19 protein-coding genes and 1 other RNA gene are annotated in these 21,038 nt (G+C 30.2%); 3 read left to right on the top strand and 17 right to left on the bottom strand.

Annotated elements, in window-relative coordinates:
- The first annotated feature begins 39 nt into the window (after positions 1–39).
- Positions 40–1,068, top strand: coding sequence for a YeiH family protein (locus I4U66_RS05540; RefSeq protein ID WP_092922595.1), 1,029 nt, complete (start codon positions 40–42; stop codon positions 1,066–1,068).
- Between the two features lie 110 nt (positions 1,069–1,178).
- Entirely contained in the window at positions 1,179–2,480 is a 1,302-nt protein-coding gene (locus I4U66_RS05545; RefSeq protein WP_092922592.1) for a conjugated bile salt MFS transporter, read from the top strand.
- A 597-nt stretch (positions 2,481–3,077) separates the two neighbouring features.
- Here the strand turns inward: I4U66_RS05545 and I4U66_RS05550 are convergent.
- From I4U66_RS05550 to I4U66_RS05575, 6 genes are all read right to left on the bottom strand, one after another.
- A complete protein-coding gene (locus I4U66_RS05550) occupies positions 3,078–4,160 on the bottom strand; it encodes a ComEC/Rec2 family competence protein (protein WP_092922589.1) in 1,083 nt (360 codons plus the stop codon).
- Between the two features lie 106 nt (positions 4,161–4,266).
- Positions 4,267–4,962 carry a hypothetical protein gene (locus tag I4U66_RS05555; RefSeq protein WP_092922586.1) on the bottom strand — a complete coding sequence of 232 codons (696 nt, stop codon included), beginning with the start codon at positions 4,960–4,962 and terminating at the stop codon, positions 4,267–4,269.
- 78 nt (positions 4,963–5,040) lie between these two features.
- Positions 5,041–5,389: a transfer-messenger RNA gene (gene ssrA / locus I4U66_RS05560) on the bottom strand.
- Positions 5,390–5,539: 150 nt separating this feature from the next.
- Positions 5,540–5,995: an SsrA-binding protein SmpB gene (gene smpB, locus I4U66_RS05565; RefSeq protein WP_092922583.1), complete on the bottom strand. Its 456-nt coding sequence runs from the start codon at positions 5,993–5,995 to the stop codon at positions 5,540–5,542.
- 134 nt (positions 5,996–6,129) lie between these two features.
- The gene (gene rnr / locus I4U66_RS05570) at positions 6,130–8,301 is read right to left on the bottom strand and encodes a ribonuclease R (RefSeq protein ID WP_195928590.1); all 2,172 of its coding nucleotides are present in this window, start codon (positions 8,299–8,301) and stop codon (positions 6,130–6,132) included.
- 359 nt (positions 8,302–8,660) lie between these two features.
- Positions 8,661–8,972 (bottom strand): DNA-binding protein, encoded by a 312-nt coding sequence (locus I4U66_RS05575; RefSeq protein WP_092922577.1) that lies wholly within the window; start codon positions 8,970–8,972, stop codon positions 8,661–8,663.
- 303 nt (positions 8,973–9,275) lie between these two features.
- Between I4U66_RS05575 and I4U66_RS05580 the strand changes: the two genes are divergently transcribed.
- The gene (locus I4U66_RS05580) at positions 9,276–9,632 is read left to right on the top strand and encodes a hypothetical protein (RefSeq protein ID WP_195928591.1); all 357 of its coding nucleotides are present in this window, start codon (positions 9,276–9,278) and stop codon (positions 9,630–9,632) included.
- Between the two features lie 89 nt (positions 9,633–9,721).
- Here I4U66_RS05580 and secG read toward each other — a convergent pair whose 3' ends face one another.
- The 11 genes from secG to I4U66_RS05635 form a co-directional block, all read right to left on the bottom strand.
- Positions 9,722–9,949, bottom strand: coding sequence for a preprotein translocase subunit SecG (gene secG, locus I4U66_RS05585; RefSeq protein WP_166504739.1), 228 nt, complete (start codon positions 9,947–9,949; stop codon positions 9,722–9,724).
- 232 nt (positions 9,950–10,181) lie between these two features.
- Positions 10,182–11,474: a phosphopyruvate hydratase gene (gene eno, locus I4U66_RS05590; RefSeq protein WP_166504738.1), complete on the bottom strand. Its 1,293-nt coding sequence runs from the start codon at positions 11,472–11,474 to the stop codon at positions 10,182–10,184.
- 179 nt (positions 11,475–11,653) lie between these two features.
- Positions 11,654–13,183, bottom strand: coding sequence for a 2,3-bisphosphoglycerate-independent phosphoglycerate mutase (gpmI, locus tag I4U66_RS05595; protein WP_166504737.1), 1,530 nt, complete (start codon positions 13,181–13,183; stop codon positions 11,654–11,656).
- 12 nt (positions 13,184–13,195) lie between these two features.
- A complete protein-coding gene (gene tpiA, locus I4U66_RS05600) occupies positions 13,196–13,939 on the bottom strand; it encodes a triose-phosphate isomerase (RefSeq protein WP_166504736.1) in 744 nt (247 codons plus the stop codon).
- Between the two features lie 164 nt (positions 13,940–14,103).
- Complete coding sequence (locus I4U66_RS05605) at positions 14,104–15,303, bottom strand: phosphoglycerate kinase (protein WP_166504735.1); 1,200 nt, start codon at positions 15,301–15,303, stop codon at positions 14,104–14,106.
- Positions 15,304–15,469: 166 nt separating this feature from the next.
- Positions 15,470–16,477, bottom strand: coding sequence for a type I glyceraldehyde-3-phosphate dehydrogenase (gap, locus tag I4U66_RS05610; RefSeq protein WP_092922559.1), 1,008 nt, complete (start codon positions 16,475–16,477; stop codon positions 15,470–15,472).
- Positions 16,478–16,536: 59 nt separating this feature from the next.
- Positions 16,537–17,562 carry a sugar-binding transcriptional regulator gene (locus tag I4U66_RS05615; RefSeq protein WP_092922556.1) on the bottom strand — a complete coding sequence of 342 codons (1,026 nt, stop codon included), beginning with the start codon at positions 17,560–17,562 and terminating at the stop codon, positions 16,537–16,539.
- 141 nt (positions 17,563–17,703) lie between these two features.
- Positions 17,704–19,050: an RNA polymerase factor sigma-54 gene (rpoN, locus tag I4U66_RS05620; protein WP_092922553.1), complete on the bottom strand. Its 1,347-nt coding sequence runs from the start codon at positions 19,048–19,050 to the stop codon at positions 17,704–17,706.
- Positions 19,051–19,156: 106 nt separating this feature from the next.
- Positions 19,157–20,038 carry an Hsp33 family molecular chaperone HslO gene (hslO, locus tag I4U66_RS05625; protein WP_195928592.1) on the bottom strand — a complete coding sequence of 294 codons (882 nt, stop codon included), beginning with the start codon at positions 20,036–20,038 and terminating at the stop codon, positions 19,157–19,159.
- A 22-nt stretch (positions 20,039–20,060) separates the two neighbouring features.
- Positions 20,061–20,807: a class I SAM-dependent methyltransferase gene (locus I4U66_RS05630; RefSeq protein WP_092922547.1), complete on the bottom strand. Its 747-nt coding sequence runs from the start codon at positions 20,805–20,807 to the stop codon at positions 20,061–20,063.
- Positions 20,794–21,036 carry a small, acid-soluble spore protein, alpha/beta type gene (locus I4U66_RS05635; protein ID WP_092922544.1) on the bottom strand — a complete coding sequence of 81 codons (243 nt, stop codon included), beginning with the start codon at positions 21,034–21,036 and terminating at the stop codon, positions 20,794–20,796. The genes I4U66_RS05630 and I4U66_RS05635 overlap by 14 nt, the downstream gene beginning before the upstream one ends.
- Positions 21,037–21,038 lie beyond the last annotated feature (2 nt).

A 21,038-nucleotide genomic window follows, 5' to 3' on the forward strand; every position in this document is an offset into this window, starting at 1 on the left:
TTAAAATTAAATTTATATCATAATAAAAGGAGTACTATAATGAAAAAATTAAATAATAATTTTATAAAAAATATAAAAGGTATATTACCTGGATTTATAGTTTCTATATTAGTAGCATATTTAAGTATACTTATTGCAAAATTTGTTCCAAAGCTTGGAGCAGCATCTATTGCTATATTCTTAGGTATGTTTGTAGGTAATGTATTTTTAAATCATAATATATTTCAAAAGGGATATAAGTTTTCAGAAACTGATTTGTTGTCATACTCAATAGTGTTATTAGGTGCAACATTAAGTATATCTACTATATCTGAAATTGGATTTTCTGGAGTAATATTTATAGTATTACAAATGGCAATTACAATAATAGGAGCTTTATATATTGGGAAAAAATTAGGTTTTTCAGATAACTTCAGATATATGATGGCAAGTGGTAATGCTGTATGTGGATCTTCTGCAATAGCAGCAACATCACCTGTAATTGGAGCTGATGATAAGGAAAAAGGAATATCAATAACTATTGTTAACGTAACTGGTATAGTCCTTATGTTCTTATTACCTATAATATCTCAATTCTTATATAATAATGAGATTACTCAAACATCTGCCATGGTCGGAGGTATATTACAATCTGTAGGACAAGTTGTCGCTAGTGGAGCAATGGTAAATGAACATGTAAAAGATTTATCTACAATATTTAAAATTGTACGTATAATATTTTTAGTTGTTGTTGTTTTCGTATTAGGTCATTTAAAACATAAATCAAATAAAGAAATTATAGAAGAAGAAGTACAAGATATGGAAAAAGGAAAAATAAAGGTTCCATGGTATGTAATAGGCTTCTTTATAACTTGTGCCTTATTCTCTTTAAATATAATAAGCAATGATGTTTCAATTCTTTGCAAAGAAATAAGCAATAAATTTGAAATAATTGCTTTAGCTGCTATCGGATTAAGGGTTAATGTAAAAGATTTAATTAAGCAAGGAAAATCAGTATCTCTGTATGGATTATTTATAGGGTTATTACAAATTGTCTCTGCAATAACTTTGATTGGAATATTATTATAAGTATAATCTAACCTGTCGTGAAAGTTAAATAACTATTACAACAGATTAGATAAAAAGTTTAATAAGCTTATTAAACTTTTCTAAATATAAAAGTAAAGAAGGTATTCATCATGGAACAAACAAAACAAAAAAGCACATTTTTTTATGGCTGGTTAATAGTTGTAGGTTGTATGCTTATCCAAGCAGTTCCATACTCATTAGCAGCTAATATTCAACCTGCATTTACAAGTTATGTAACTTCAGGAGAGGGCTTTACTTATACTCAATTTTCACTAATATTCACAATTGGTACTATAGTATCTGCATTATGCTCTCCTTTCATTGGAAAATTATACTCCACTCCTAAAGCAAATATAAAATTGCTATATGTAATAGGTATTATTTTAGTAGGTGTTGGATTTGCATCTATGTCTTTAGCTAAAGGAAATATATTCGCTTATTATGCGCTATCTATATTAGTTCAAATAGGTTCAGCTATAATATCAGCTATAGGAGTTCCTACACTTATAAATAGTTGGTTTACAGAAAATAAGGGTATTGCAATGGGTCTTGCATTCTCTGGTGGAGGACTTGGTAACATGATTCTTCAACAATTTGCAGGTAAATGGCTATCTAATCCATCAATTGGCTATAAAGGTGCTTATTTAAGATTCGGATTATTAGCTATAATAGTAGCATTACCAATAGCATTATTTGTAATGAGATTACCAAAGTCAAAATCTGAATTAGAAATGAATAAATCAAAGAAATCTAAAAAAACTTCTTCACAAAGCTCTAACTGGGGATATACTTTTGCAGAAGTTAGCAAAATAAAATACTTCTGGATTTTCGCAATATCATTTGTATTTGTAGGATTATATGTTGGTGGAATGGCATTACAATTTATACCATACCTACAAATATTAGAACAATCTAATGTATTAACTTTAGGATCAGCATTAATTGCCTCTCTATTTGGACTATTTTCAATATTTGGAAACCTTTGTGGTGGCGTTCTGTTTGATAAATTTGGTATAACAAAATCTCTTGTACTAGCGGAATTATTAGTTATAATTTGTGGTTTATCTTTAATATTTATTGGTAAGATAAATGCACTTGGATTTGTATTTGCAGTTTGTCTAGGCATATCTATGTTTTCATATATAATAGGACCATCTTATATGACTAGTGCTCTATTTGGTAACAAAGAATTTGGTACTATATTAGGTATTGTACAAATATTCTTTGCGGTTGGATTTGGTTCAGGTTCTACAGTATTTGGATTTATAGTTGATAAGTCTGGCTTTACAAATGCATGGATATCTACAATAATCTATGCTGTAATAGCTTATGCAGGATTATTATATTCTACTAGTTCGATAGTAAAAATGAATAAAGATAATAATGTAATTGAAACTAAAAAAATATCATAAACTTTTAAATTATAATTTTCAATACAAGTACAATAGTTTATATTTATGTTGTATCAAATACCTCCGCAATGTTTTATATCCAAGACACTGCAATATCTATTATTTATTATACTTACAATTACATAAATATCATATTGAGTTATTATGGCAAAGTTAACTTTTTTATAATAAAATTCTCTTAGTAAACCATTTTAATTTACATTAGTGCCTCTTTACTAAAATGCATAATTAAGTCTAATTGAAATATCAATACCTCGCCTGTCAATTGTACCGACAGGCTTATCTAAAATTTTTATACTTAAATCTGTAGCCATTGATTTCTAAAATGAATAACCTACTATTTTAGTATGATACTTAAATTCACTTACAATAACTGATTTTAAACTAATCTCTCTCATGAATCTTTGAACTATTTTAGTACTTTATCATTTTTTATAAAGAATTTGACGTATTTTAGATTCATCATAAATACTTTTTTGAAGTATAAAAAAACATATTGACTATTATATCAATATGTTTTTCGTGGATTTCAATGGTGGAGACGATTCACAAAAATCATATCCACGACTATATTTCTAATAACTGCTAATATATGTTTTAATGCCACTCTTCTACATCTGAATTAAAAGCTAAATTTTTTGCTGTAGTCCATCCACTTCTATCATCCATATCTCTACTATGCCTTATAGTATTTCCTGATGCATTATATACTTTTACACCTCTTCTTATAAATGCATTTACAACCATTTGTAAAGGATGATCTGAATTTTTACCTGAACATACAAAAGCTTTTTTATTCACTAACTCTCCCTCTGTAACTATATCACCTAATAAATCATTAAGTATTGATGGGCTAACGTTATGTCTACCTCCATGATGAGGCATTTCATATATTTGTACATTTTCCTTTATGGACTTTGAAATAGACTCTGAATAATCAATTGCCTCCCTAAGAGCTCTAATTCCAGCATCCCCTGTTAATAAAAACCTTTCTTTATCCATATCGCCTAAAATAACTGTACTTGTTTCATTATCAGGTTCTGTCTCTACATCCTCCCTTAACTTCTCATCTGACCAGCTTTCTTTAATTTTACTAATAATTTTAGTAAATTGTGATTCTAAAAATTCTATTAATGACCTATCTTCTTCAAGAGGTGTTTTATTTGACTCTACTAGTAAATCTAAGTAAAACTCTTTACTTGGCGATAAAACAGTTAATTTATTTTCTATAACATCTCCCTGAAAGATATCAAATATGGGAATGTTTTTCTCTTCTGCAATACTTTCTAATTCGGATATATATGTATAACTCTCCTTTAGTCTTTTTTTAAGGCTTTCTTTTGTTATTCTTCCATCGTTAACTTTATCATATAAACTCTCAATATGAACCCAAGGCCTATTCATATATAGAGTTTTAACTTTTACATTTTCTAAAATTTCTTTAAGCCCTGAACTATGATCTTTATGAGGATGTGAACAAATAACAAAATCAATACTATCATTTTCATCGCTTAAATAATATTGATTCAAATGACTTACTACTTGTTCCCCATGTTTCTTAAAACCTCCATCAAAAACTCCTTTCACATAATAATTATCATCTTTTTTCCACCTTACACAAATGGATGTTGCATCTTTAGTTTCTTCATTAACCCCTATAAATTCTAACTCGTATCCCAATTATATTCCTCCCTAACTTGATGTTATTATTTTATACCTTAATAAACAATACATAGCATATAAATATATTTGCTATAATAACTTACTTTATATGACAATATCATTGTTAGTTATTCACTTTAGATTTTGATTTTTCACTTAAATCATAAGCTATTACATTATAAACCATTCTTTTAGATTTGCTCTGCGCAGAAATATTACTTATTATTGCTATAATTAGTATGGATATAAAATACATAATAGAAAAATCAATCATTCTGAAAATTTGTGAAAATATCAAGTACATAACTATAATATTAATGCTAGATATATACAAGTCTCTACATAATAAATAATCTCTATTTGATATAAATATCATATCTTCATTTCTATATTTATGGTAGATTTTATACCATTGGCTATTTTCATATTTTTTTCTACTTTTTTCATCTAAGTTTGCTATTCTATTTTTTATCTCGATATATTCTGTACTTGCATCAATTCTGTTTATTCTATTATCTTTATGAGTGTCATTAAATATATTAGAAAAAACACTCTCCCCTGGTTGTGAAATTAATCCACATAGATTCAGAAACTTAGATTTAATGCCACTGCTATACATAGAATCCAGTAAGAAAGTAATTATAGACATAAACCCTGAAATTAGTGATATATTTAAGAAGTCTATTACGCTCTTCACATAATCTATATTACCTGTAGTTTCATTATAAAATATAATCTTCGACATAACTAAAATAAGTAATATATTAGCTATTATATATAATTTTAATTCCTTCTCTCTATAATCTTTTATATTATTCATATTTTTCCCCTTATAAATTTAATTAAACCACGAAAAACGTATTGATTAAATACTCAATACGTTTTTCGTGGATTTCAATGGTGGAGACGAGGGGAGTCGAACCCCTGTCCGCAAGTCCTTTCCTCGTTGCTTCTACGTGTGTAGCCAACTGTACTAGTATCTCGTCTTACATATCGCCCAGTGGCAGGCTATATGCTTGACCAGTCCCAATTAGTCCACTTTCGGTCGAGACACCCCGAGAGTAGTTCCCTGCATAGATGAAGTCCAGGCCTAGCCGGCAGGAGGGCGAGGCGGGACTAGCAGCACTATGCTGCTAAAGCGTAATTATCGTTTGCGTTTATTTTAAGTTCCCCAGTTTTTACGTGACCCAGAGTAACACGACACGCAACCCCAAGTTCCAAACCCACGTCGAAACCTTTACGCCCCCGTGGTATTTTATAGTCCTTGGACTTTACTTTCGCAAACCTTGTTTTCACCATTTATATTAAGTTGTGTTGTTGATATATATAATATAATACTTTTTAAAATAAAAAGCAATGTTATCTAATGGAATTTAAATTAGTATTTGTAACTACTATTAATATTTTCCTCTTAATTCTCTTTCTATGTTTCTTTGAGCATCTTTTTTAGCTAAATCTTGACGCTTGTCATATAGCTTTTTACCTTTTGCTAGGGCTAATTCTATCTTAACCTTACCATGTTTAAGGTACATACTTAAAGGTATTAATGAATATCCCTTAACAGTAGTTGCTCCTATAAGCTTTCTTATTTCATGCTTGTGAAGTAATAATTTTCTAACTCTAAGAGGATCTACGTTGAATCTATTTCCTTGCTCGTATGGGCTTATATGAACTTGTTTTAAAAATACTTCACTGTTATCTACAGATGCAAATCCATCAGTTAAGTTTACCTTACCTGCTCTTATAGATTTTACTTCTGTACCTTTTAATTCTATTCCACATTCATATGTTTCTTCTATGAAATATTCATGTCTTGCTTTTCTGTTTGTTGCAAGTGTTTTTGTTCCTGCCATACTCTCACCTCTTACTTATAAATTATTTACTAACATTTATTAGTAAAAATATACCATAAGTGCATTAAATAGTCAATACCACCCCCCTCTGTCGGTATCTCCGACGGAGGGTAGTATTTCGACTATTATATCATCTATTCTTCAATAGATTCTTTAGATTCTATTTCATTTTCATCTTCTAATTTGTATAAGATTTCAAAGTCTATTTCTCTTAAATCTACATTTACATTAGCAACCTTTATTCTAACTGGGTCACCTATTTTGTAAGTCTTTTTAGTTCTTTCTCCTATTATAGTATATGTCATATCGTCATAAATATAATAGTCATCTCCCATATTTGCTAATCTACTTAATCCCTCTACTGTATTTGGAAGTTCTATGAACATACCAAATGATGTTACACTTGATACGATACCATTGTATTCTTCTCCTACTTTGTCTTCCATATATACAGCTTTGTAGTAGTCTTTTACATCTCTTTCAGCAAGTTCTGCTGCTCTTTCTCTTTCTGATGATTGAGTTGATGCATATTCTACTGTGTGTGTAAGTTGTTCTTGTCTTTTATTGTTTATTTTATTATTTATATGTTCCTTCATTATTCTGTGTATTTGAAGGTCTGGATATCTTCTTATTGGAGAAGTGAAGTGACTGTAGTACTGTGCTGCTAGACCAAAGTGTCCACTACATTCTGGTGAATATCTAGCTTGTTTTAGTGAACGTAGCATTATTGTACTTATAGCTTCTTCTTCTCTTGTTCCTTTTATTTTTTCTATTATTGATTGTAGTGCTTTGGGATGTACTTCTTCTAAGTCTCCTTTTATAGTATACCCAAATGTAGATATAAATCTACTTAAGTCTTGCATTTTATCTGCTGATGGAGTTTCATGTATTCTATAAACAAATGGCATGTTTAACCAGAAGTAATGCTCTGCTACTGTTTCATTTGTTATAAGCATGAATTCTTCTATTATTTTGTTTGATATTCTTCTTTCGTAGTGTTTTATATCAGCTACTTTTCCTTCTGGTGTTAATATTATTTTAGCTTCTGGGAAGTCAAAGTCTATTGCTCCCCTTTGCTTTCTTCTATTCATTAGTATTTTAGCTAATATTTCAGCATTTTTAAATTCTTCTACTACGTGAGCGAATTTTTCTTTTAACTCTGCATCATCTTTTTCTAATATGTCTGATACTTCTGTATAAGTCATTCTAGCTTTTGAGTTTATTATTGTTTCTTTTATATCGTACTTTTTAACATTACCTTTTCTATCTATTTCCATAAATACTGATAATGTAAGCTTATCTTCATTTGGATTTAAACTACATACTCCATTTGAAAGAGTTTTAGGTAGCATTGGTATTACTGTATCCACTAAGTATACTGAAGTTGCTCTTTTTAATGCTTCTTTGTCTAGTTTGCTTTTTTCATGTACATAGTGAGTAACGTCTGCTATATGTACTCCTAGGCTAAAGTTTCCATTTGGAAGTACTTCTATAGATATAGCGTCGTCTAAGTCTTTTGCGTCTTCACCATCTATTGTGAATATGTTCATATCTCTTATATCTAATCTTCTTCTTATTTCTTCTTGTGTTATTGGCTGTGCTACACTTTCAGCTTCTTGTAATACTTTTTTAGGGAATTCCTCTGGTAATCCATGTGCTCTTATTATTGATAGTATTTCTACTTCTTTAGTTCCTTTTGGTCCTAATACTTCTACTATCTTACCTTCTGGCTTTCTTCCTTCTTGTGGCCATATAGTTATTTGACAAACTACTTTATCTCCAGCCTTTGCACCACTAAAGTATTTTTTAGGTATATATATATCTTGGTTAAATTTCTTTTCATCTGGGATTACAAATCCAAAGCTTTTACTTGGCTGGAATAATCCTACTACTTTTGTTATTTCTCTTTCAAGTATTTTTATTACAGCACCTTCTGCTCTTCTTTCATCTGTTGCTGGTTTTATTATTTCAGCTACTACTCTATCGTTATGCATAGCACTATTTGTTTCACTTGCTGGTATGAATAAGTCTTGAGTGTATTCTTCATCAGATTCTACAAATCCAAATCCTTTTCTATGAGCTACGAATTTTCCTACAAAGTATCCCATTGATTTTGGAGATGTTATTTTTCCCTTTTTAGTTTTACATATATATCCGTCTTCTTCTAATTCTTCTAAAAAATTATAAAACATTGGCATTTCAGTTGGGTGTATTTCAAATATTAATGCTAATTCTTCTTTTTTTAGAGGATTGTATGCTTTGTCATTTATTAAGCCTAATAAACGTTCTTTAAGTCCTGGTAACATTTGTGCTTCCTCCTAAATTTATTTTTAAATTTGTTATTACTTAGTTTGTGTATTTACATACTTTATTAGTATTATAATTTTATTTATTTTTTACTACTTATATTTAAAATATATACTTTTTTAGTAAATATAATACTTATAAAAAATTTTATGTTAAAGAAAACTATTCTTATTAGTCTATTGTATATAAAAAAGCAATTTATTCCAATACAATAGCCATATTTTGTAATTTATATTTTATTTTTATATGAGTTTATATATTTATTCATGTAATTATAGGTATTTTCATATTAAAAAGCTCATGTTTATATATTTTTATAACGCATGAGCTTTATATTATATAATTTATATTTTTTTTATTAATCATAAAGTCCATTTAATACTCTACTTACTGTTGCTTTACTCCATTTTGTTCTCTTTGATATTTCACTATAGCTTAGCTTACAAACTCTTAAGTCTTTTATAAGTTGTATATCTCTATCTGAAATTTGTTTATCTCTTGGTTTTAGAGTATTTTTACTGTCTCTTAATCTTAAGATCTCTGATTTTAATCTTTCTATTTCTACGTCTTTTAATTGTAGTTTGTACTCATAATTATCTCTCATATCATTGAATTCTAATATATAGTTTCTTTTCCATTCATCATCTTGCTTCATCTTAAACACAGCCATAGTTATACCTCCTTGTTTCCATTGTTTTGTAACATCTTTAATCATTTATTTCTTTATGTAACCTAAAAAATCCTTGTTAAATTCAAGATAAGAGTGTATAAAATTCTTGTATTTTTCAACACTTTCAACTAGTAAATTTCAATATATTCTTAGATATTAGTACTTTAAGGTTATACTTTTTGTTTTGATATCATAAATTGTTTTATTTTACTTTATTTTTTTTAGATAACTATGGGTTATTAGGTAGATTTCTTGATTTGCAAGTGCTACTATTTAGTTAATTAGTTTATAGGGAGTGTTTTTATGAGTAAGTTTTGGGATAAATTTTCTTTTTATAATCGTCTTACTTTCAAACCTATCATTATTCGGTCTGTCCTTTTTTTTATAATTGGATTAATTTTTGAGTTTTATGAGTTTCCTAATCAAAATTTTTGTTTTTTAGTTATTACCATCGTTTCAATTACTATGCTTTTTGTGTCTGTTTATAATAAAATTAAGCATATTCCTTATGTATGTAAAAATTGTAGTCATAAGTTTTATATTAAGTTTCATCAGATGTTTGCTATAAATTCTGTTCTTCAATCTAGATTAAAGTGTCCTTTTTGTAATCGTGTTACTTGGGCTGATATTTATATAGAAGAAATTGATGAAAAAAATTAAAGACAACTACTAGTTGTAGCTGCCTCTTTAAAAATTAAATTTAATTTTTAAATCTTAATTTTTATTAAATAATGGCCAATTATTTAATATTATTTTACTAAAAGCATTGCTATTGCATTTATAAAGAATAGTACCCCTGCTACCTTAGTTGTTCTTGCTAAGAATGCTTCTTTTCCTTTCGGCTTGAAGTAACTTTGGTTACCTTCTCCACCAAATTGTGAAGGAACTGCACTTTTTGTATCTTGTGGCATTATGCTTACTACAAGAATTATAGATAGTACTACTTGTACTCCCATTAATATCATACCTAAATCCATCTATATTCCCTCCTTTCCTTCATTAATTGTAGGTTTGTCTTACACTTTAATATATCATATAACCCTAGTGTATTCAAGGTATACAGTATAGTTTGATGTTTTCTGTAATTGTTTTATATTGTATCTTTTCTTTTGTAACACTATGTTGCAATCCATAAAATATTAATAAATTTTATTATATGTAAAAAGGGGCTTAGATAATCTAAACCCCTTTTATATTACTTTTATTTAATTATTTTTTTAAGTTGTAGAAAGATTTTAATCCACAGTATCTAGCTTGCTCACCAACTGTTTCTTCTATTCTTAATAATTGGTTGTATTTAGCTACTCTATCAGTTCTTGATGGAGCACCAGTTTTTATTTGCCCAGCATTTACTGCTACTGCTAAGTCAGCTATAGTAGTATCTTCAGTTTCTCCTGATCTATGAGATATAACTGCAGTGTATCCAGCTCTCTTAGCCATTTCTATAGCATCTAAAGTTTCAGTTATTGTTCCTATTTGGTTAACTTTAACTAATATAGAGTTAGCTACACCAGCTTCTATTCCTCTTTCTAATCTTTCAGTATTAGTTACGAATAAATCGTCTCCAACTAATTGTAATTTGTTTCCTAATCTATCAGTTAATAACTTCCATCCATCCCAATCTTCTTCATCTAATCCATCTTCTATAGTTATTATTGGGAAGTTGTTAGCCCAATCTTCATATAAATTAACCATTTCTTCAGCAGTTAATTCTCTACCTTCTCCAGCTAAAACATATTTTTTAGTTTCTTTGTTGTACATTTCTGTAGCAGCAACGTCAAGACCTAATCTTACGTCATCTCCTGGCTTGTATCCAGCTTTTTCTATAGCTTCAACTATTAATTCTAAAGCTTCTCTGTTTGATCCTAAGTTTGGAGCGAATCCACCTTCGTCACCTACACCACAAGCTAATCCTCTTTCTCCTAAAACTTTCTTTAATGAATGGAATACTTCTGCACCCATTCTTAATCCTTCTTTAAATGTTTTAGCTCCAACTGGTAATATCATGAACTCTTGTACGTCAACGTTATTATCAGCATGTTCTCCACCATTTAATATGTTCATCATTGGCACTGGTAATTGCTTAGCATTTACTCCACCTATGTATTGGAATAATGGTAATCCTACTTCATCAGCAGCAGCTCTAGCTACAGCCATAGAAACACCTAATATTGCGTTAGCTCCTAACTTACCTTTGTTTGGAGTTCCATCTAATTCTATCATTAATGCATCTATTCCTGGTTGGTCAAATGCATCCATTCCTTCTAATTCAGGAGCTATTATTTCATTTACATTAGCAACAGCTTTTTCAGTACCTTTTCCTAAGTATCTTGACTTGTCGCCATCTCTTAACTCAACAGCTTCAAAAGCTCCTGTTGATGCTCCTGATGGAACTATTGCTCTACCTTGAGCTCCACTTTCTAAAGCTACTTCAACCTCTACAGTTGGATTTCCTCTTGAGTCTAATACTTCTCTAGCATATACTAATTCTATAACTGACATGTTTGTATCTCCCTTCGATTTTAAATGGTTTATTTGCTACTTTTAATGTCTAAATTTTAAAAATTAAGTAAACTACTTAATATTATACCTATTTTTAAGAATATAATATCTTATATTTAATAAAAAAATTCTTTGATGGGGTTTTATATTTTATTATTTTATAGTTTTAATTTTAAAATTTATTTTATTATTAAAGATTCACCAGTCATTTGTTCTGGTTTATCTAAATTCATCATTTCTAATATTGTAGGTGCTATATCACATAATCTTCCGCCTTCTCTTAGGCTTAATGATTTATCTTTTTCTCCTACTAATATAAATGGTACTGGATTTGTAGAGTGTGCTGTTATAGTAGATTTAGTTTCTGGGTCTTGCATAAGTTCTACATTACCATGGTCAGCAGTTATTATAGCCTCTCCACCTTTAGAAAGTATCTTTTCTACTACCTTTCCTACACATTCATCTACAGTTTCAACAGCTTTTATTGCTGCTTTTATTACACCTGTATGTCCTACCATATCAGGATTTGCGAAATTTACAACTATAAAGTCGTATTTGTCTTCATCTATTTTAGCAAGTAACTTATCTGTTACTTCATAAGCACTCATCTCTGGTTGTAAATCATAAGTTGCAACCTTTGGCGATGGTACTAGTTCTCTATCTTCACCTTCATTAGGTTCTTCAACTCCACCATTGAAGAAGAATGTAACGTGAGCGTATTTTTCAGTTTCTGCTGTTCTTAATTGCTTTTTACCGTTTTTCGCTAAATATTCCCCTAATGTATTTTCAAGGCTTTGAGGTTTAAATGCTACATGTACATTTTTTATAGTTATGTCATATGTAGTTAAACATGTAAAGTATGTTTTCATGTTTGGTCTCTCAAATCCTGTAAAATCTGTATCTACTATTGCTCTAGTTATCTCCCTAGCTCTATCTGGTCTAAAGTTACCAAATACTATTGAATCCCCTTCTTTTATAAGACCTACTGGGTGTCCATTTTCTACTATAACTGTTGGAAGAACGAATTCATCATTCTTATCTTCTGCATAAGAGTTTTCTACAGCTTCTTTTGCACTAGATGCAGTTAATCCTTTTCCATTAACCATTGCATCATATGCAAGCTTAATTCTATCCCATCTCTTATCTCTGTCCATAGCATAGTATCTTCCAGAAACTGAAGCAAATTTACCTACTCCAAGTTCTTTCATGTAGTCTTCTACATCTTGTATATATTTTAATGCGCTTTTAGGATCTGTATCTCTACCATCTGTGAATGCATGTACATATACATTTTCAACACCATTTTCTTTGGCCATCTTTAAAATGCCTTTTAAATGGTCTATATGTGAATGTACTCCACCATCAGATACTAATCCCATTAAATGAAGTGCGCTAGTCTTAGCATTTTTCATAGTTTCTAGTAAGACTTCGTTTTTGAATAAATCTCCATCTTCTATTGCCTTACTAACTCTAGTTAAGTCTTGATATACTATTCTTCCTGCCCCAATGTTAGTGTGTCCTACTTCTGAGTTACCCATTTGTCCATTTGGAAGACCTACATCAAGTCCACTAGCACTTATTAAAGTGTGCGGATATTCTTTTATTAAGTTGTCTAGATTAGGAGTATTTGCATTTAGTACAGCGTTTCCGTCTACTATTTTGCTTTCTCCAAAACCATCCATTATTATTAATGCTATAGGCTTTTTCATAGTTTCCTCTCCTTAGTAGTTAACAAGTTGAGTGTAGTCACTTGCTTCTAAGCTAGCTCCACCAACTAATGCTCCATCTATATCACTTTGACCCATTATTTCAGCTACGTTAGCAGGCTTAACACTTCCACCGTATTGAATTCTAACTTCGTTAGCTAGGTCTCCGTATATATCTTTTACAACTTCTCTTATGTATTTTATTACATCATTAGCATCTTCACTAGTTGCAGTCTTTCCAGTTCCTATAGCCCATATTGGCTCATATGCTATAACAACCTTAGCTAAATCTTCTTTAGCCACGTTTTCTAAAGCTTTTTCAACTTGAACTTTACAAACTGCTTTAGTTTCTCCGGCTTCTCTTTCTTCTAAAGTTTCACCAACACATAATATTGGATCTATTGAAACTTCTAAAGCTTTTAAAACTTTTTTATTTACTGTTTCATTAGTTTCGTTGAAGTATTGTCTTCTTTCTGAGTGTCCTATTACAACATAGTCTATATCTAATTCTTTTAACATAAGTGGTGATACTTCTCCAGTGAATGCCCCTTTTTCTTCAAAGTGCATATTTTGAGCACCTATCTTTATGTTAGTTCCTTTAGTTGCTTCCTTTAAGTCTTTTAATAAAGTGAAAGGTGCACATATTACAGCTTCTACTTTATCATTGTTTACTTTATCTTTAACTTCATTCACAAAAGCTATACCTTCTGCTATAGTTTTGTGCATTTTCCAGTTTCCTGCTATTATAGGCTTTCTCATTTTTTACTCCTCCACTTTTGATTAAACCCAAGAGAAACCTTATTTAAGATTTCCCTAGATTTAATAAATATTTATTAAGGCAGCTCTACCTATTAAGGTAAAACTAAACTGTGGTCATATATATAAATGTTTGACAAATAAATGTCTTACGATAATTTTCAAATTTATTTGTTATCTAAAGCTACTATACCTGGTAATTCTTTACCTTCTAAGAATTCTAAAGAAGCTCCTCCACCTGTTGATACGTGAGTCATCTTATCTCCAAATCCTAATTGGTTAACTGCAGCAGCACTATCTCCACCACCTATTACAGTAGTAGCATCAGTTAAATCTGCCATAGCTTTAGCAACAGCTAATGTACCTTTATTGAAGTTTTCGAACTCGAATACTCCCATTGGTCCATTCCATACTATTGTTTTAGAGTTTTTAACTGTATTTACATATAACTCTATTGTTTTAGGTCCTATATCTAGTCCCATGAATCCTTCTGGTATATTTGCATCTTCAGTTATAACTGGTTTAACATCAGCAAATTTATCAGCAACAGCGTTGTCTATTGGTAATAATAACTTAACGCCTTTTTCTTCTGCTTTTTTCATCATTTCTCTAGCATAGTCTACTTTTTCTTCTTCTACTAGAGAAGTTCCTATTTCATATCCTTGTGCTTTTAAGAATGTATAAGCCATTCCTCCACCTATTATTAGGTTGTCTACTTTTTCTAATAATTGTTCTATAACAGCTATCTTATCAGATACCTTAGCTCCTCCAAGTATAGCAGTAAAAGGTCTTACTGGTGTTTCAACAGCTTCTCCTAAGAACTTTAATTCCTTTTGGATTAAGTATCCACAAGCTCTTTCTTCTAAGAACTCACCAGCTCCTACTGTTGAACAGTGTGCTCTATGAGCAGTTCCGAATGCATCGTTTACAAATATTTCAGCAAGTGATGCTAATTCTTTTGAGAAATTTTCTTCGTTTTTAGTTTCTTCTTTTCTATATCTAGTGTTTTGTAGTAATACTACATCACCATTTTCCATCTTTTCTACAGCAGCTTTTGCATTTTCTCCTACAACGTTATCATCAGCTGCAAATACAACTTCTTTACCTAACATTTCTGATAGTCTAGTAGCTACTGGTGCTAAAGATAATTCTGGCTTAGCTTCTCCTTTTGGTTTTCCTAAGTGAGAACATAATATAACTTTTGCTCCATTTTCTATTAAGTATTTTATTGTTGGTAAAGCTCCGTTTAATCTGTTTTCATCTGTTATAACGCCATCTTTTAGAGGCACATTGAAATCACATCTTACTAAAACTTTTTTTCCACATACATTTATATCTTCTATAGTCTTTTTATTAAGCATTGACATATTTATCTCTCTCCTTTTAAATCGAGCTAACCCATTGTTAAAATGAATAATCTTTCCATAACACCGAATTTAGCATACCTTATTTTTAGTTGTTATTTGTTGTAAGTCTCTTTTAAAAAAGTCCTAAGCCTGTAGTTTAAACTACAAGCCTGGACTCTATATTAAATTACTTAGCTAAACCAGCAAAGTATCCTAATGTTCTTATTAATTGAGCAGTGTAAGACATTTCATTGTCATACCAAGAAGTAACTTTAACTAATTGTTGTCCGTCTACTTCCATAACTCTTGTTTGAGTTGCATCAAATAATGAACCAAAGTCTATTCCTATTATATCTGAAGATACTAATGGCTCTTCAGTATATCCAAATGATTCATTTGAAGCAGCTTTCATAGTAGCGTTTATTTCTTCTACTGTAACTTTTTTGTCTAATGTACAAACTAATTCAGTTAAAGAACCAGTTATAACTGGAACTCTTTGAGCTCCTCCGTCTAATTTACCTTTTAATTCTGGTATAACTAAACCTATAGCTTTTGCAGCACCTGTAGTGTTAGGAACTATACTTGCAGCAGCAGCTCTAGCTCTTCTTAAATCTCCCTTAGCGTGAGGACCATCTAATGTATTTTGGTCATTAGTGTATGCATGTATTGTAGTCATGAATCCTTTTTGTAATCCAAATGCATCGTTTAATGCTTTAGCCATTGGTGCTAAGCAGTTAGTTGTACAAGATGCCCCTGATATAACAGTCTCTGTTCCATCTAATACATCATGGTTAACATTGAATACTACAGTTTTTAAATCTCCTGTAGCTGGTGCAGATATAACAACTTTTTTAGCTCCAGCTTCTAAATGAAGTCCAGCCTTCTCTTGAGAAGTAAAGAATCCAGTACACTCTAATACTATATCAACTCCAAGCTCAGCCCATGGTAAATCAGCTGGGTTTCTTTCAGCAGTAACTTTTATTTCATGTCCATTAACTACGAAAGCACCTTCTTTAACTTCTATTTCACCATTGAATCTTCCTTGTGCAGAGTCATACTTAAATAAGTGAGCTAATGTTTTAGCATCTGTTAAGTCGTTTATAGCAACAACTTCAAACTTATCTGTTTGCTCCATTAATTTTCTTAAAGCTAATCTTCCTATTCTACCAAATCCGTTTATAGCAACTTTAACCATAATGCTACCTCCTAAATTGTGTATAAAATATATTTTTACTAGCAATTGCTAGTTGTAAACTATTGTAATAACTCTAATATTCTATTTGCACTTTCTTCATCTGTTACTAATGATATGTTTTTATTGATATTTGTCATAGCTATAAAAGATTCTGCTTTTTGAGTTCCAGCAAATATAGCTATGTTTTCTTTAGCTTTTTTGAAAGTATCTAGATGTATCCCTACAGTATTTAGCTTGCATACTATTTCACCATTTTTATTGAAATAGTGTCCAAATGCTTCCCCTATTGCATCTTTATCAATAAGTTCTTGTATTCTTTCTTCTGGAAGCCTTCTTTTTTTGGCCATCTCCAGTGCAATTCCAATTCCAAACACTAATACATCAGTTTTTTCGATCATATCTAAAGTATTTTTTATTTGAGGCTCTTGTGTAAGTGTTTTCATAGCCTCTGTACCTAGTTCATCAGGTATATGTAATAATTTGTAGTTTGCTCCTAATTTCTTACTTGTTGTCGCTACTATGTTATTAGATTGACTCACTACATCTTTTCCCATACTACCTCTTGCAGGTACTACAGTTGTATTTTCGTATTTTTTGTCAGTCTTTATAGCATTTGAAAACTCTAACATAGTACTTCCACCTGTTATAGAAACTACATCTCCATCTTTTAAGATACTTAAGAAATACTCTGATCCTAGTTTTGCTATATCTTTTATTAAGCTAGGATTTTGATCATAGCTACCAGGCACTAGTAAAACTTTCTTTATTCCAAGCTTTTCTTTTACCTTTTCTTGTAGCGTTGATAATCCCATGATATCGTTCATGATATCTTTAAGCTCTTCTAAAAGATCCATACCTTCTTGAGTCATGGTCATTCCAGATACTGCTACCTCTATAAGACCTTGTTCTTTTAGAAACTCAGTTTCTGATCTTACGACCCTTTCACTAATTCCTAAAACATTTGATAAGGTTCTCCTACCTATTGGTTCACTCAAGGATATCTGTCTTAAAATAGAGTATCTTTTCTCCATTAGCTCTATAACTTGTGGAATTAGTTTTTGTTGAATTTTTATTAAGTTATTCATATTGTCTCCTTCATCAACGTCCACCGAGGGACTTTTTATGTCCCCGTGTATTTTTTTAGTCCCACAAGATAATTTTATTGTAAATGAAATGTAAATATATTTCAATAGTTTTTGAGATATTTTTATTTTTATTTTCTAATACTAGTATTGTTTTCTCTTACTTGAAGATGGTATTTTAAGCTCTTCTCTATATTTAGCAATCGTTCTCCTAGCTATATTAATCCCTTCTTCTTTTAACATACTTGCTATCTTGTCGTCACTTAATGGCTTTTTCTTATTTTCCGCTTTTATTTTATCCTGTATCATTTTTTTTATGCTTAAGCTAGATGTACCCTCATCTTTATTAGATTCTATAGCGCTACTAAAAAAATATCTAAATTCAAATATTCCAAAAGTTGTTAGCATATACTTTCCATTTACACCTCTACTTATTGTAGATTCATGAAAACCTAATCTATCAGCAATATCTTTCATCCTCATAGGCTTTATATACCTGACTCCATTTTCAAAAAACTCTCGTTGAGACTTTACAATTTCTTTTGCTATTTTCATAATTGTACTATTTCTACTTTCTATGCTCTTAATTAGCATTGTCGCTGAATTTAATTTTTCCTTTATAAACGACTTTGCACTATTATCTGAGCTTGCATTTTTTAGTATTTCTTTATAAAAATTATTTATGTTTAATTGATAGTTATCGTTAGTATTTCTATATACTATAAACTCCCCATCTAATTTTTCGACTATTACATCTGGATGTATATACATACTACTTTCTTTACTAACAGATATACCTGGCTTTGGATTTAGACTTTTAACTATTTCCATCATATCTACACACTGTTGCAGAGATATTTTGTATTTTTTACTAATATCCCTATATTTATTATTTCCTATCAATTCTAAGTCATTTAATATAATTTTTTCTAATATTTCATTGTCTATACCTAAATTTCTTATTTGTATAATTAAGCATTCTGATATGTTTCTTGCTCCTACACCATTTGGTTCTAATTGTTGTATATTTAATAAGCAGCTTTCAAATAACTCTTTATCTATATTTAATTCACTTATTATTTCTTCTTCATTTACTCTTAAATATCCATCTTCATCTAGACTGTCGATAATATAGTCACAAACTTCCATTTCTTTTTTACTTAGCTTATATAAACTTATATGAAAATGTAAGTCTTCATATAAGCTTGATGAATACTTTACCATATTTTCAAAGCTAACTTCATTATCCCTGTTGTAGCTAACCTCATTTTTATCATATAAGTTGGACTTTTCAATATTTTTAATATATGCTTCCCAATCTATTTCTGTAGTTTTTTCTGCATCTATTAAAGGATTTTCTTCACATTCTCTTTTTATTTCTTCGTCTAGCTCTAACTTACTCATATTTAGTATAGCTAATGATTGCTTTAACTGAGTCGTCATTACTAGGCTTTGAGATTGAGTTAGTTCCAGTCCTTGGTTAAAGTTCATTACCTATTTCACCCCATTGTTATATGTAATTTTTTATAATAAAAAAGCTCTTTTGCATAAGTATATTTTACCATTTAATAAGGTACTTAGCAAAAGAGCTTATTTTTTAGTTTTCTAAGCTATTTAATAGTTCTATTAATTCTTCTTCATTAAAATTATATTTTGAGTTACAGAATTGACATCCTATTTCAGCTTTTTTATCTTCTTCTATTATTTCTTGAAGTTGTCTCTTTCCTATAGAAACTAGCGCTTCTCCAACTTTTTCTTTTGAACATTCACATTCAAATCCAACTTCTATTTTATCTAATATTCTTGGTTTTAGTCCTTCTAATACTATACTTAATATATCTTCTGGAGTTTTTCCTTCTAACATCATATTTGTTATTGAGTCTAACTTAGATATATTTTGCTCTAGTTGAGATATTATCTCTTCTGTTGCATCTGGCATAAGCTGAACAACAAATCCTCCTGCATGTTCTACTTCATACTCTGTTGTAAGAACACCTAATGATACTACAGATGGTGTTTGCTCTGATAATGCAAAATAATGTGTGAAGTCTTCTGCTATTTCACCGCTTACAAGTGGGTATGCTCCATTGTAAGGCTCTCTAAGACCTAAGTCCTTTATAACCTTAACTACTCCATCAGTTCCTACTGCTGCAGCCACGTTAAGCTTTCCATTTTCATAATCTGGTACTTCTACTTGTGGATTTTGAACATATCCTTTTACCATTCCTGTAGAATCAGATGTTGTAAGTATAGTTCCTATTGGACCTCCACCTTTTATTATAACAGTAACCTTGTCACCTTTATTTTTCATCATTAACCCCATTATTGATGTTGCTGTTAATGTTCTCCCTAAAGCCGCTGTTGCAACCTTTGTTGTACCATGTACTTCTCTTGCTTTTTCTACAAGGTTAGTAGTAGTTGCTACGAAAGCTCTAACTTGACCTTCTCCTGCAGTTGCTCTTATTACATAATCCTTCATAACAATTCCTCCATATATGCCTTTATTTTCTACCTACAAAGAATATTCTTTCACTATCTTCTTTTGGTGCTTCAAATGTAAAATCTGAATATACTTTTATATCTTTAAATCCTACTGATTGTAACATGTCTAATATCTCTTCTTCTGTATATGCTCTTTGTTGATGAACCTCTTCAAATCTTTCAAATCTACCATCTTCATCTTTTACAAAGAAGGCTAATTCCATTTCTACTAGATTTTCTTCATCATCAAAGTAGTTTTGCCACATATAAGCTATGTCTTCCCTATTTTCTCCATACATGTTATTTCCAAGTACAGATGATAACTTATAAAATGAACTTATATCAAATATAAATAATCCATTTTCTTTTAAAAGCTCGTATGTCTTTTTAAATACATTTTCTAAATCTTCATCGTATGTTATATAATTGAATCCATCACAAGCACATAATACACAGTCTAAATTTGTTATATCAAAATCTAGTTCAGCTATATCTTGTTGTAGTAATACTAGTTCTACACCTTCTTTTTCTGCTTTTTCTCTAGCTACCCCAAGCATTTCTTCTGATATATCTATTCCTGCGATATCATAGTTTTTCTTAGTTAATGGTATAGTTAAGTTACCTGTACCACAAGCTAATTCTAATATATTTTGTACTTTAGTATCTTCTTTTTCTATTATCTTTTCTATATAATCAACCCATCCATTATAATCAACTTCATTCATAAGCTCATCATAAATAAATGCAAAATCTTTATACTGATCCATCCTCTTTATTTGACTCCTCCATCTTTTTCTTTTGTTTTTTTCTAGATGTGAGTATTCCACCAATTCTTCCAGCTTCTTTAGCTGTAAGACCTGCCCAGCCTAATTCATTTACCTTGTCTATTAGACCTAGTTCTGATGCTATCTCATATTTCATTATATCATTGTCTGTCAATATTTTTTTCTTTTTAGATTTACTTGCACTTTTTTTACCTGGTTTATTTAAATCCATAA

This window comes from Romboutsia sp. D33t1_170424_H2 (assembly GCF_015669105.1).
GTDB lineage: Bacteria > Bacillota > Clostridia > Peptostreptococcales > Peptostreptococcaceae > Romboutsia_C > Romboutsia_C hominis.

Bases quoted from the DNA above. Each gene is read 5' to 3' on its own strand.
- I4U66_RS05605 (WP_166504735.1), bottom strand. From the start codon at position 15,303: ATGTCAATGCTTAATAAAAAGACTATAGAAGATATAAATGTATGTGGA.
- gpmI (WP_166504737.1), bottom strand. From the start codon at position 13,183: ATGAAAAAGCCTATAGCATTAATAATAATGGATGGTTTTGGAGAAAGC.
- I4U66_RS05630 (WP_092922547.1), bottom strand. From the start codon at position 20,807: ATGGATCAGTATAAAGATTTTGCATTTATTTATGATGAGCTTATGAAT.
- gap (WP_092922559.1), bottom strand. From the start codon at position 16,477: ATGGTTAAAGTTGCTATAAACGGATTTGGTAGAATAGGAAGATTAGCT.
- eno (WP_166504738.1), bottom strand. From the start codon at position 11,474: ATGTCAGTTATAGAATTAGTATATGCTAGAGAAGTATTAGACTCAAGA.
- secG (WP_166504739.1), bottom strand. From the start codon at position 9,949: ATGGATTTAGGTATGATATTAATGGGAGTACAAGTAGTACTATCTATA.
- smpB (WP_092922583.1), bottom strand. From the start codon at position 5,995: ATGGCAGGAACAAAAACACTTGCAACAAACAGAAAAGCAAGACATGAA.
- I4U66_RS05555 (WP_092922586.1), bottom strand. From the start codon at position 4,962: ATGAATAATATAAAAGATTATAGAGAGAAGGAATTAAAATTATATATA.
- I4U66_RS05575 (WP_092922577.1), bottom strand. From the start codon at position 8,972: ATGGCTGTGTTTAAGATGAAGCAAGATGATGAATGGAAAAGAAACTAT.
- rpoN (WP_092922553.1), bottom strand. From the start codon at position 19,050: ATGAACTTTAACCAAGGACTGGAACTAACTCAATCTCAAAGCCTAGTA.
- I4U66_RS05580 (WP_195928591.1), top strand. From the start codon at position 9,276: ATGAGTAAGTTTTGGGATAAATTTTCTTTTTATAATCGTCTTACTTTC.
- hslO (WP_195928592.1), bottom strand. From the start codon at position 20,038: ATGAAGGATTATGTAATAAGAGCAACTGCAGGAGAAGGTCAAGTTAGA.
- I4U66_RS05540 (WP_092922595.1), top strand. From the start codon at position 40: ATGAAAAAATTAAATAATAATTTTATAAAAAATATAAAAGGTATATTA.
- rnr (WP_195928590.1), bottom strand. From the start codon at position 8,301: ATGTTACCAGGACTTAAAGAACGTTTATTAGGCTTAATAAATGACAAA.
- I4U66_RS05635 (WP_092922544.1), bottom strand. From the start codon at position 21,036: ATGGATTTAAATAAACCAGGTAAAAAAAGTGCAAGTAAATCTAAAAAG.
- I4U66_RS05545 (WP_092922592.1), top strand. From the start codon at position 1,179: ATGGAACAAACAAAACAAAAAAGCACATTTTTTTATGGCTGGTTAATA.
- tpiA (WP_166504736.1), bottom strand. From the start codon at position 13,939: ATGAGAAAGCCTATAATAGCAGGAAACTGGAAAATGCACAAAACTATA.
- I4U66_RS05615 (WP_092922556.1), bottom strand. From the start codon at position 17,562: ATGAATAACTTAATAAAAATTCAACAAAAACTAATTCCACAAGTTATA.